The 10,642-nt window shown below is 48.2% G+C and carries 13 protein-coding genes; 6 read left to right on the top strand and 7 right to left on the bottom strand.

Annotated features, from left to right (window positions below; genetic code table 11):
- Positions 1-189, top strand: a 189-nt coding sequence (locus ACN0T0_RS18025) for a transposase domain-containing protein (RefSeq protein WP_417228123.1), incomplete at its 5' end; no start/stop codon positions are given.
- 42 nt (positions 190-231) lie between these two features.
- On the opposite strand, the gene ACN0T0_RS18020 is transcribed toward ACN0T0_RS18025, so the two are convergent.
- The 4 genes from ACN0T0_RS18020 to ACN0T0_RS18005 all read right to left on the bottom strand — a co-directional run bounded on the left by ACN0T0_RS18020 (position 232) and on the right by ACN0T0_RS18005 (position 2,439).
- Positions 232-588, bottom strand: a complete 357-nt coding sequence (locus ACN0T0_RS18020; protein WP_417228122.1) for a rhodanese-like domain-containing protein — start codon at positions 586-588, stop codon at positions 232-234.
- 253 nt (positions 589-841) lie between these two features.
- The gene (locus ACN0T0_RS18015) at positions 842-1,465 is read right to left on the bottom strand and encodes an OmpA family protein (RefSeq protein WP_417228121.1); all 624 of its coding nucleotides are present in this window, start codon (positions 1,463-1,465) and stop codon (positions 842-844) included.
- Between the two features lie 106 nt (positions 1,466-1,571).
- Positions 1,572-1,871 (bottom strand): YciI family protein, encoded by a 300-nt coding sequence (locus tag ACN0T0_RS18010; RefSeq protein ID WP_417228120.1) that lies wholly within the window; start codon positions 1,869-1,871, stop codon positions 1,572-1,574.
- Positions 1,872-1,881: 10 nt separating this feature from the next.
- Positions 1,882-2,439 (bottom strand): septation protein A, encoded by a 558-nt coding sequence (locus ACN0T0_RS18005; protein ID WP_417228119.1) that lies wholly within the window; start codon positions 2,437-2,439, stop codon positions 1,882-1,884.
- Between the two features lie 39 nt (positions 2,440-2,478).
- Here ACN0T0_RS18005 and ACN0T0_RS18000 point away from each other — a divergent pair, with 39 nt between their 5' ends.
- The 4 genes from ACN0T0_RS18000 to rluB all read left to right on the top strand — a co-directional run bounded on the left by ACN0T0_RS18000 (position 2,479) and on the right by rluB (position 5,480).
- Positions 2,479-3,354, top strand: coding sequence for a PHP domain-containing protein (locus ACN0T0_RS18000; protein WP_417228118.1), 876 nt, complete (start codon positions 2,479-2,481; stop codon positions 3,352-3,354).
- A gap of 50 nt (positions 3,355-3,404) precedes the next feature.
- Complete coding sequence (locus ACN0T0_RS17995; RefSeq protein WP_417228117.1) at positions 3,405-4,025, top strand: L-threonylcarbamoyladenylate synthase; 621 nt, start codon at positions 3,405-3,407, stop codon at positions 4,023-4,025.
- A gap of 90 nt (positions 4,026-4,115) precedes the next feature.
- Positions 4,116-4,502 carry an H-NS family nucleoid-associated regulatory protein gene (locus tag ACN0T0_RS17990; RefSeq protein WP_417228116.1) on the top strand — a complete coding sequence of 129 codons (387 nt, stop codon included), beginning with the start codon at positions 4,116-4,118 and terminating at the stop codon, positions 4,500-4,502.
- A 132-nt stretch (positions 4,503-4,634) separates the two neighbouring features.
- Entirely contained in the window at positions 4,635-5,480 is an 846-nt protein-coding gene (gene rluB / locus ACN0T0_RS17985) for a 23S rRNA pseudouridine(2605) synthase RluB (RefSeq protein WP_417228115.1), read from the top strand.
- Positions 5,481-5,531: 51 nt separating this feature from the next.
- Here rluB and ACN0T0_RS17980 read toward each other — a convergent pair whose 3' ends face one another.
- The 3 genes from ACN0T0_RS17980 to ubiG are packed head-to-tail and all read right to left on the bottom strand — an operon-like array spanning position 5,532 to position 7,703.
- Positions 5,532-6,272, bottom strand: coding sequence for a YciK family oxidoreductase (locus tag ACN0T0_RS17980; RefSeq protein WP_417228114.1), 741 nt, complete (start codon positions 6,270-6,272; stop codon positions 5,532-5,534).
- Between the two features lie 21 nt (positions 6,273-6,293).
- Positions 6,294-6,974, bottom strand: a complete 681-nt coding sequence (locus ACN0T0_RS17975) for an HAD family hydrolase (protein WP_417228113.1) — start codon at positions 6,972-6,974, stop codon at positions 6,294-6,296.
- Between the two features lie 3 nt (positions 6,975-6,977).
- Entirely contained in the window at positions 6,978-7,703 is a 726-nt protein-coding gene (gene ubiG, locus ACN0T0_RS17970) for a bifunctional 2-polyprenyl-6-hydroxyphenol methylase/3-demethylubiquinol 3-O-methyltransferase UbiG (RefSeq protein ID WP_417228112.1), read from the bottom strand.
- A gap of 243 nt (positions 7,704-7,946) precedes the next feature.
- Here ubiG and gyrA point away from each other — a divergent pair, with 243 nt between their 5' ends.
- The gene (gene gyrA, locus ACN0T0_RS17965) at positions 7,947-10,601 is read left to right on the top strand and encodes a DNA gyrase subunit A (protein WP_417228111.1); all 2,655 of its coding nucleotides are present in this window, start codon (positions 7,947-7,949) and stop codon (positions 10,599-10,601) included.
- Positions 10,602-10,642: the final 41 nt, after the last annotated feature.

Genomic DNA, 10,642 nt, shown 5'->3' with positions numbered 1-10,642 from the left:
GAGGATGGAGGGCATTATGGTGCTGCGCTTTATAGCATCATGGGCACAGCGAAGCTCAACGGTATCGACCCAAAGGCTTACCTGACAGCCGTGCTAAAACGGATCAACAATACCAAGACCACAGATATTGAAAGTCTGCTGCCTTGGAATATCAATCTCAATGACTCTCAGGTAACCGAAGCGATCTAGGGTGTGAGCAGTCTACGCTTACTGTAAGGCGGGGATGAGCGGCTAGTGTTCTAGCGGCAGTGATTGTTTCCACCAGGCCAGCATGCCGCCCTTGAGTTCTTGGACGTTAAAGCCTGCTTTGATTAATTTGCGGGTAGCTGGTTTGCTGCGATGGGCTGATAAGCAGATACAGATAATAGGTTTGTCGTTGGGAAGAGTCCTTATTCGCTGCTGGGATAGTGCGTGTAGCGGTATTGAGATCGCACCGGGAACGTGGCTTTTCTGGTATTCCTGTGAGGTACGCACATCGATAATCAGATAGTCCTGAAGGTGCTGAGCAGCCAGCGTGGGCGTTATGCACGGAACGGTACCAAAAGGTAACCAGCTGAGCCAGTTGGGTAAAACGTTATGGTGAGTCATCGGTCATCTTACTCAGTGGTTTAGCGATAGCTAAAGCGTTTTGTTGTTTGCCTGAAAGCCGTTGTTCAATAATCGTGAAATAGTCAGGTTTGTTTAATAGTGTAAGCTGTTTTAGGGTGCTTGTGGGTGGATGCTTTGGCTCTGTTATGAGTATTAACGGACATAAAAAAACCGGCGCTCTCACTAACTTTAGTGCGATTGCCGGTTTATGTCAGGCTTTATGGCTGTTTAGAACCATAAAGCTTGGGTTGTATTACTGTTGTACTTTAACTTGCTTCTGGCCGTCGATGTTAACTTCTACGCGACGGTTTTCAGCTAAACAAGACTTAAGTGATGCACCTGTTTCAGTACAAACTTTAACAGGGTTCGCTTCACCGAAAGAGTAAGTAACAACTTTCGCAGTATCAATACCGGATGCGGCCAGTGCTGCATCAACCGCTTCAACACGACGCTGAGACAGCGCATCGTTGTAAGCGTTAGTACCGATAGAGTCAGTGTAGCCTTTCAGTTCAATGCTGTTCAGTTTAGACAGAGTACCAACATAGTTAACGATAGCGCTAACATCTGTTACTTTGCTGCTGTCAAAATCGAAATAAACGATATGGCTTTCTTCAGCATCGACCATTTTCATGACCATTTTAGGCGCGGGTGCTGGAGCAGGCGCGGGTGCTGGAGCAGGTGCAGCGGCTTCAGCGCCACAGTCAACCGTTTTGTCTTCTTCCAGCCAGTAGCCGTGCTGCCAGCATTCACCGTAGCTGGTTTTCCAAACAGTGTCACCAGTATCCGTTGCATAACCCTCATGGTTAGGGTGAGCATTGGCTACAGCAGAAACACCCATTGCCAGAGCTAGAGCGGTTGTAAGTGCTAATTTCTTCATCGTAAACATCCTTATGTTTTAATTTTGATCTATTTATACCAGTTCAACCTGAACCTAAGTTAAACAGAGTGTGCTGATAATGGGTATTTAAGCTTAAAAAGCGACATTATGGTAAAACTTTTTTATATGGCTTTACTATCACTTGCTGATAAACACCTGCATCTATATAGGGATCTTGATCTGCCCAAGCCTGAGCTTGTTCGAGTGAGCTGAACTCAGCGATCACCAAGCTGCCGGTAAATCCTGCTGGGCCTGGGTCTTCACTGTCGATCGCTGGGTGTGGACCAGCCACTAATAACCGGCCTTGGTCACGTAATGCTTCGAGTCGGGCAAGATGCTCAGCGCGGGAGGCCAGTCTTCGTTCAAGTGAGTTAGGCTTGTCTTCGCTAATAATGGCGTAAAACATTCTATAATCCTTAGTTGTCGCTTTGGTTACTGTTGTTATCAGGGGTCATGTGCTTCGATATATAAAAGCCCTGTAGCAAAATAAACACCATTGTTAGGCCGAGCATGCCGAACAGCTTGAAGTTAACCCATGTTTCTTCGCTCATAGTGTAGGCGACATACAGGTTAATTGCGCCAAGAATAATATAAAAAATGATCCAAGCGATGTTTAATTGCTTCCAAGCATAAGCGGGCAGCTCGATGGTGCCGTTCATGAGACGCTGTATGATGGTCTTTTTGCCGATAAACTGGCTGCCCAAGAAGGCTGCGGCGAATAGCCAAGTGACGACGGTAGGTTTCCATTGGATAAAGGTTTTATCCTGAAACATCACGGTTGCGCCCCCGAGTACTACCACTAACGCTAGGGTCACTAGTTGAATCGTCTCTATTTTATGGGTTTTTAGCCAGGTATAGAGCATCTGCAATAGAGTGGCTGGAATGAGCACAGCTGTGGCTAGAATAATATCATCGGTGCTTTTGTAGACAATAAAGAAGATAATGACCGGTAGAAAATCTAAAAGTAGTTTCATAACAACATTTTTTTGTTTAGGAAGTAGGGTGATTATAGAGTGAGCCAGTTAAGTTATAAACCCGAAACCGGTGATGAATTGCCTTTTAGCGATCTTCATTGTCATTCCTGTTACTCCGATGGTGAGTTGACCCCGGCAGAACTGTTGCAGGGGGCTCATGAGCGGGGGGTAGCCGTATTTGCTATTACGGATCATGATACGGTCGCCGGTATTGGTGAACTGCGGACTGCTGCGGCTGATTATGACGTTAAGGTGCTGTCCGGTATCGAGCTAACCTCTGAATGGGGTCGTAATATGGTACATATTGTCGGTTTAGGTTTTGATGAGCATCATCCGGCATTATGTGATTATTTACGTAAAATCGACCAATTGCGTCTGCAACGTGCCGGACTTATTAATGAAAAGCTAATGAAACGCAATATGCCTGATTTGCTACCACGAGTGTTGGAATTATCCGGTACAGGTCAGGTTGGTCGGCCGCACTTTGCGCAAGCGATGGTTGAGGCGGGTGTGGTCAAAAATGAAGTGCAGGCATTCAATCGTTATCTTGGTGCGGGCAAAGTCGGAGATGTGAAAGCGGAATGGCCGACGATGGAAGAAGCGATTGATATAATCCATCAGGCGGGTGGTATTGCGGTATTAGCCCATCCGACCAAATATAATATGACGTTTACTAAGGTGCGGATATTGACCGGTGGTTTTTGTGAACAGGGTGGCGATGCGATTGAAATAAGTTACCCCGGGATTGAATCCGGTCATCAATTACAACTTGATAAACTCGCCTCAAAATTTAATATAATGGTTTCGGCGGGCAGTGATTTTCATAAAAGGCAGTTTCATTGGACGGATATTGGGAAATATCCGCGTTACAGCAGTGTAAATCACCATGTGCTTTCTAAATTGCTTCAGCATTAACCGCGTTTTTAGTAGAATAGATTAAATAACTTTACCTAGAAGGGTTTCTTGTGAGCCAGCTTTTTCAGATCCATCCCGATAACCCTCAACAGCGTCTGATTAGTCAGGCGGTTGAGATCATCAATAAAGGCGGTGTTATTGTGTATCCTACCGATAGTGCCTATGCACTCGGGTGCCGCCTCGGTGATAAGGGGGCGGTGGAGAAAATTAAGCGGATCCGTAAATTAGACGATAAGCATAACTTTACTTTGGTATGTCGAGATCTATCTGAAATCGGCACCTATGCAAAAGTAGATAATTCAATTTATCGTTTGCTTAAAGCAATGACGCCCGGTGCTTATACTTTTATTCTTAATGCGACCACGGAAGTGCCGCGACGTTTATTACACCCTAAACGCCGGACTATTGGTCTTAGAATTCCGCAAAATAATATTGCGCTACAGTTAATGGAAGCATTAGGTGAGCCTATTATGAGTACTTCGCTTATTATGCCTGGCGAAGAGTTACCTTTGATTGACCCTTATGAAATACGCGATCTGCTGCAGCATGATGTGGATCTTGTGATTGATGGGGGCTACTGCGGCATGGAAGCAACCTCTGTTATTAACCTAGTGGATGATGTACCTGTTATTATTCGTAAGGGTGCTGGTGATGTATCAGATTTTGAATGATTATAATTAATTGGTTTTTTTATTGAAAAACCGTATTACTTAATCAATAATTCCTTTATTCCTAAACTTTCTTTTCATTGGTGATTTATAATGACCGACTTTGTAAAACTTCTTACCCGCAAAAACTCACTGCGTAAACAGTGTCACGAGCTTTCAAGTTCTGATATTGAAAAGGCAATTGCTGATCTGACTGAAATACTGGAAGAGAAGCAAGCGTATGAAGAAGAAAGACAGGCTGAAGAACGTGAGCGTACTGAAAAGATCGAAGCGATTAAACAGAGCATGCAAGAAGCCGGTATTGGTCTGGATGATCTAATGACGCTGGTTGATGCGCCGGTTAAGAAAAAAGTTGCTCCTAAGTATCAAGTGACAGATGAAAACGGTGAAGTACATCAGTGGTCTGGCCGTGGTCGTACCCCTGCTGCTTTCCAAGCTGCATTTGCTCAAGGTAAAACAAAGGAAGATTGCTTAATTTAATAAGCACTTTCCGCTATTATTAAAAAAGCTCTTCGGCGCGCGTCGAAGAGCTTTTTTGTTTATGTTGAGATTAACTATTTTTAAATTAGCCTTGTTGAGGTTAATTATTACAAACGATAAGAGGATGCGTCGGTGATAGACGAAAAACTTCAGAAAGTTTTGGCGCGTTCCGGATTAGGTTCACGTCGTGAGATGGAACGTTGGATTGAAGCTGGCCGTATTAGTGTTAATGGTCAGGTTGCAACGCTCGGCGACAGAATCTCGATTCGGGATGAGGTAGAGGTTGACGGCGAAGCTAAGAAAATGGTGTTCGATCGTGATAGCGAGCGCCGTGTGCTTATTTATAACAAGCCTCTCGGTGAAGTGGCGACTCGGCATGACCCAGAGGGGCGTTCAACGGTTTTTGATCACCTGCCGCCGTTGAAACAGGGGCGTTGGATTGCAGTTGGTCGTTTGGACATTAATACCTCGGGCTTGCTGCTATTTACCACCGATGGAGATCTGGCTAATAACTTGATGCACCCTTCGGCTAATATCGACCGTGAATATGCGGTACGTATTTTGGGCGATGTTGACGAAGCGATGATTGGTCGACTCAAAAAAGGTGTGCTGCTCGATGATGGTATGGCGCGCTTCACTGATGTTCAGTTCTTTAACGGTGAAGGGGCTAACAAGTGGTACCACGTCTGCATCATGGAAGGTCGTAACCGCGAGGTGCGGCGTCTGTGGGAGTCTCAAGAGGTGCAAGTGAGCCGCTTGAAACGGGTGCGCTATGGACCGTTCTTCTTGCCGAGTGAGGTGAAGGCGGGGCATTGGAAAGAGTTGACTCAGAAAGAGATCAATATGCTGTCCAGTATGATGGATATGAAGCAGAAGCGAAATAAGCCGTTATCGGTGAAAGAGCAGGAGGTGGCTGAGCGGCGTGTTAAGCGTCAGAAAACACGCCGCTCGGTAGGGCCGAAACGATCTGATCGTTAATCGTCAACGCAGCTTTTGAAGCTGCGTTTTTTTTTGCTTAAAAATTGAGTGTTACTGGGCGTTGATGGATTGGCCGTTGACTGCGCGGCTATCCCGGCCCATGAGGTAGAGATAAAGCGGCATGATCTCTTCCGGGCTAGGGTTGCTTTCTGGATTTTCTGCCGGATAAGCGTTCGCTCTCATATTGGTGCGTGTCGCCCCAGGGTTGATCGCATTAACGCGGATATTGGGGTTATGCTCTAATTCATCGGCCAATACTTGCATTAGGCCTTCAGTGGCAAATTTAGACACGGCATAAGCACCCCAGAATGCCTTCCCTTTTCGGCCGACACCTGACGATGTAAAGATAATAGAGGCGTCTTCTGAATCGTTTGTCAGGGACAGCAGTGCTTGAGTTAGCATGAAAGTGCTATTGACGTTCACTTGCATCACCTGTTGCCATACGATTGGATCATAGCTTTCTATTGGCGTCCGTATGCCAAGCAGGCTGGCATTATGCAAAATGCCATCGATTCGGCCAAACTCTTCTTCTAACATGGCCGCTAGGCGGTCAAAATCCGTTTCGCCAGCGGTTTCTAGATTCAGTGGAATGATTGCGGCCTGTGGATAACCGGCAGCCTCAATTTCGTCGTAGACGGTATTGAGCTTTTCTTCTGTGCGGCCCAGTAATATAACCGTTGCACCGTGAGCGGCATAGCTAAGGGCGGCTGCGCGTCCAATACCGTCGCCTGCGCCGGTCACGAGAATGATTTTTTCTTGGAGTAGGTTTTCCGGTGCCTGATAGTCGTACATGGCTGTTCCTGTGTCTGATCGCTAGCGATCGCAATAAAGGGTTTCTAAAATAGGGCGGATGTCACTGGCGTGATCGACCCGGAAGTGGCTATTCCAGCTATTTATATCTTCACCCTCATCAAGGTAACCATAGCTGACGGCGATGGTCTGCATGCCGGCTCTTAGACCGGCTTCAATATCGCGACGGTGATCGCCAATATAAACGCTGTGCTCGGGGGTGCAATTGAGTGCCTTGCAGGCGAGGAATAGTGCTTCTGGGTGGGGCTTTTTTTGCTGCACATGATCTGGGCAGATAACTGTCCCGGGGGCGGGCTGTAGATTGAGCCCCCGCATGACGGGGGTGGTGTAGCATTCGGGCTTGTTGGTGACGATACCCCAAGGTATTTGTTGTTCACCGAGCCAGTGTAGCAGTGCAGGGATGCCAGGGAACGGTTGGGTGTCGACATCAAGATGTTGTAGGTAGAGTTCAAGCATTCTCGGATGGAGAGTATCAAACGCGGGGTCTTGTTCTGGGAGTTCAAAGGCGGCGCCGATCATCGAGCGTGCGCCATTAGAGACATAGCGCCGCAGAAAGGCCGCGCTGACGGGAGGGCGTTGATGTTCGGCTAGAAGTTGATTGATTACCGCGTGAAAATCAGGCGCAGTATCGATCAGCGTGCCATCTAAGTCGAACAGTACAGCCTCAGGTCGTGATCTCTTCATTGTTTAGTCGGGCTTCCGGGTGGCAACCATATAATTGACATCGACATCACGGTCGTTGAGCTTATAGATTTTGCTCAAAGGGTTGTAGGTGAGGCCGGTGATCTTTTCGCTCTGCAAACCACTCTGTCGAATCCAGTTGGCGAGTTCAGATGGGCGGATGAACTTATTGAAGTCGTGGGTGCCTTTAGGGACGAGCTTTAATAGATATTCGGCGCCGACGATGGCCATCATATAGCTTTTGGGATTGCGATTTAGCGTCGAGAAAAAAACATGGCCGCCGGGTTTTACCAGTTGGCTGCAGGCGTCAACAATAGAAGACGGATCTGGCACATGTTCCATCATCTCCATGCAGGTGACAATGTCATACTGTTGAGGCTGTTCAACGGCTAGCTCTTCGACGGTGACCTGACGATAGTCTACGCCGACACCGCTCTCAAGGCCGTGTAGCTTGGCGACTTTTAACGGTGCTTCGCCCATATCGATACCGGTAACGGTCGCGCCGCGGTGAGCCATCGCTTCGGATAAGATGCCGCCCCCACAGCCAACATCGAGTACTTTTTTGCCGCTCAGGGATGCTATTCGGTCGATAAAGTCGACCCGCAGTGGATTGATATCGTGGAGTGGTTTGAATTCACTGTCACGGTCCCACCACCGGCTGGCCAGTTCTTCGAATTTTGCGATTTCCTGGGGGTCAATATTTGCGCCCGTGTTGTTCTGGGTGTGTGTCATATTCTGCGCCAAAAGCTCGTGTCAGGTCATAATTCTGCGACATTCTAGCACCGCTGCAGGGGCGAATACAGGAAGTCTGCTAGGGAACTGCTCAGAACACTGATTCTGCTCTCCAAGACCTTAATTTTGCGAGAGTATTGGTGTTTCTTTATGGTATACTCGGGCGCTTAAGGTTTACCGCTTTCAGGGTGGGTTTAACCACTTAATTCTCAGCAGTCAGATTCAAGGATAGCCAGAGCTATTATGGGTGATTTAGCCAGAGAGATTCTGCCAGTCAACATCGAAGATGAACTGAAGCAGTCATATCTGGATTACGCTATGAGCGTAATCGTGGGGCGTGCGTTGCCAGACGTACGGGATGGACTTAAGCCTGTACACCGTCGGGTGCTGTTCGCTATGAGCGAACTTAACAACGACTGGAACAAGGCGTACAAAAAATCTGCCCGTGTGGTAGGTGACGTAATCGGTAAATATCACCCCCATGGTGATAGTGCTGTTTATGACACCATCGTACGGATGGCGCAGCCATTTTCGATGCGCTATATGCTGGTCGATGGTCAGGGGAACTTCGGTTCCGTCGATGGCGATTCGGCCGCAGCGATGCGTTATACCGAGATTCGCATGGCGAAAATCTCGCATGAGCTGCTGGCTGATCTCGATAAAGAAACCGTTGATTTCGTGCCAAACTACGATGGCACCGAACAGATCCCAGAAGTGTTGCCGACTAAAGTGCCAACGCTGCTGGTGAATGGTTCTGCCGGTATTGCTGTCGGTATGGCGACTAATATTCCGCCTCACAACCTCGGGGAGATTGTCCGTGGCTGTATTGCACTGATCGATAATCCTGAGCTGGGTATCGATGGGCTGATGGAATATATTCCGGCACCTGACTTCCCAACCGGCGCTATTATCAATGGCCGGGCCGGTATTCTGCAGGCTTACCAAACCGGTCGTGGACGCATCTATCTGCGCGCCAAACATCATATTGAAACCAATGATAAGAACGGTAAAGAGTCGATTATCTTTACTGAGATCCCTTATCAGGTGAACAAAGCTCGCTTGATCGAAAAGATCGCCGAGCTGGTTAAAGAGAAAAAACTCGAAGGTATCACCGAGCTGCGTGATGAATCCGATAAGGATGGCATGCGCATTGTTATCGAACTGCGTAAAGGTGAAGTGTCTGAAGTAGTGGTGAATAACCTCTTTATTCAGACTCAACTGCAAAACGTGTTTGGTATCAACATGGTGGCACTGGTCGACGGGCAGCCTCGTACCCTCGATCTTAAGTCCATTCTTGAATGCTTTATCCGTCACCGTCGCGAAGTCGTTACCCGCCGTACCGTTTACTTGCTGCGTAAGGCGCGTGAGCGTGGCCATATTCTGGAAGGTTTGGCGATTGCTCTGGCGAATATCGATGCTGTTATCGAGATGATTAAGAGCTCTCCGAGCCCAGCTGAAGCCAAAGAACGTTTGATTGAGACTGAATGGCAGCCCGGCGATGTGACAGTGATGCTGGAACGTGCTGGCGAAAATGCCTGCCGTCCGGAAGATCTTGAAGCGCAATACGGCATGCACGACGGTGTCTATCACCTGTCTCCTGTACAGGCGCAAGCGATTCTTGAGTTGCGCCTGCACCGCTTAACCGGTCTGGAACATGAAAAACTGATCGCCGAATACCGGGAATTGCTCGATCGTATCGCCGAATTGTTGGCGATTCTGAATAGCTCTGAGCGCTTGATGGAAGTGATCCGTGAAGAGTTAGAGCTGATCGTCGAAGAGTTTGGTGATGAACGTCGCACCGATATCATCGCGTCGCAGCAAGACTTTACCGTGGCTGACCTGATAGCCGAAGAAGATATGGTGGTGACTATATCTCACGGTGGCTATGCCAAAACCCAGCCACTGACGATGTATCAGTCTCAGCGTCGTGGTGGTAAAGGTAAGTCGGCAACGGCGGTTAAAGGTGAAGACTTTATCGAAAAACTGCTGATTGCCAGCACCCACGATACTATCTTGTGCTTTACCAACTTAGGTAAAGTGTATTGGCTCAAAGTGTATGAAATTCCACAAGCCAGTCGTGCAGCGCGGGGTCGTCCGATCATCAATATTCTACCGTTGCAGGAAGGTGAACGTATCACCACCATTCTGCCGGTAAACGAATATGCCGATGAGCATTATGTATTTATGGCAACCGCTGATGGTACGGTGAAGAAAACACCGCTGGTTAACTTCTCCCGCCCTCGTTCTACCGGGTTGATTGCGTTGGCGCTGGATGAAGGGGATACCCTGATCGGTGCAGCGATTACCGATGGTACTGCCGAAGTGATGCTGGTCTCTAGCCAGGGTAAATCGATTCGTTTTGCCGAAGATGATGTACGACCTATGGGGCGTACCGCTCGTGGTGTCCGTGGTATTAAACTAGCGCAAGATGCGAAGGTTATCTCGCTGATCATTCCTCAGGAACATGGCCGCATTCTGACTACCAGTATTAATGGTTATGGTAAGCAGACCGCGGTTGAAGACTTTCCGACCTATGGTCGTGGTGGGCAGGGTGTTATCGCCATGCAGTGCACCGACCGTAACGGTGAGTTGATCGGTGCAGTGCAGATGTTTGAAGGCGATGATGTGATGCTGATCAGTGATCAGGGCACATTGGTACGTACTCGCAGCGATGAGATTTCTGTCTTAGGTCGTAACACTCAGGGGGTCCGAGTGATCCGGGTGGCTGAGGATGAAAACCTTGTCGGTGTGGCTCGTATAGAAGAGCCGGAAGAAACGGACGATGAGCTAATTGACACTGAGGTCGTTGAGGGTGATGTCGAGGTTGTGGATGACGCACCGGATAACCCTGCAACACCAGAGAGTCCTGAGGCACCGCTTGATGATGATCAAGCGTAATCATTGAGGCGAAAAAATGTGCGGCACTGGCCGCACATTTT

The organism is Amphritea sp. (genome assembly GCF_048266285.1).
Lineage (GTDB): Bacteria > Pseudomonadota > Gammaproteobacteria > Pseudomonadales > Balneatricaceae > Amphritea.
The sequence above is the reverse complement of the archived record's forward strand: the minus strand, read 5'-3'. Positions and strand labels throughout refer to the sequence as shown.

What these genes read in the sequence shown, in the direction of transcription:
- ubiG (WP_417228112.1), bottom strand. Translation starts at nt 7,703, where the DNA reads ATGACACACACCCAGAACAACACGGGCGCAAATATTGACCCCCAGGAA.
- ACN0T0_RS18010 (WP_417228120.1), bottom strand. Translation starts at nt 1,871, where the DNA reads ATGTTTTACGCCATTATTAGCGAAGACAAGCCTAACTCACTTGAACGA.
- gyrA (WP_417228111.1), top strand. Translation starts at nt 7,947, where the DNA reads ATGGGTGATTTAGCCAGAGAGATTCTGCCAGTCAACATCGAAGATGAA.
- ACN0T0_RS18020 (WP_417228122.1), bottom strand. Translation starts at nt 588, where the DNA reads ATGACTCACCATAACGTTTTACCCAACTGGCTCAGCTGGTTACCTTTT.
- ACN0T0_RS17990 (WP_417228116.1), top strand. Translation starts at nt 4,116, where the DNA reads ATGACCGACTTTGTAAAACTTCTTACCCGCAAAAACTCACTGCGTAAA.
- ACN0T0_RS17975 (WP_417228113.1), bottom strand. Translation starts at nt 6,974, where the DNA reads ATGAAGAGATCACGACCTGAGGCTGTACTGTTCGACTTAGATGGCACG.
- ACN0T0_RS18015 (WP_417228121.1), bottom strand. Translation starts at nt 1,465, where the DNA reads ATGAAGAAATTAGCACTTACAACCGCTCTAGCTCTGGCAATGGGTGTT.
- ACN0T0_RS17980 (WP_417228114.1), bottom strand. Translation starts at nt 6,272, where the DNA reads ATGTACGACTATCAGGCACCGGAAAACCTACTCCAAGAAAAAATCATT.
- ACN0T0_RS18005 (WP_417228119.1), bottom strand. Translation starts at nt 2,439, where the DNA reads ATGAAACTACTTTTAGATTTTCTACCGGTCATTATCTTCTTTATTGTC.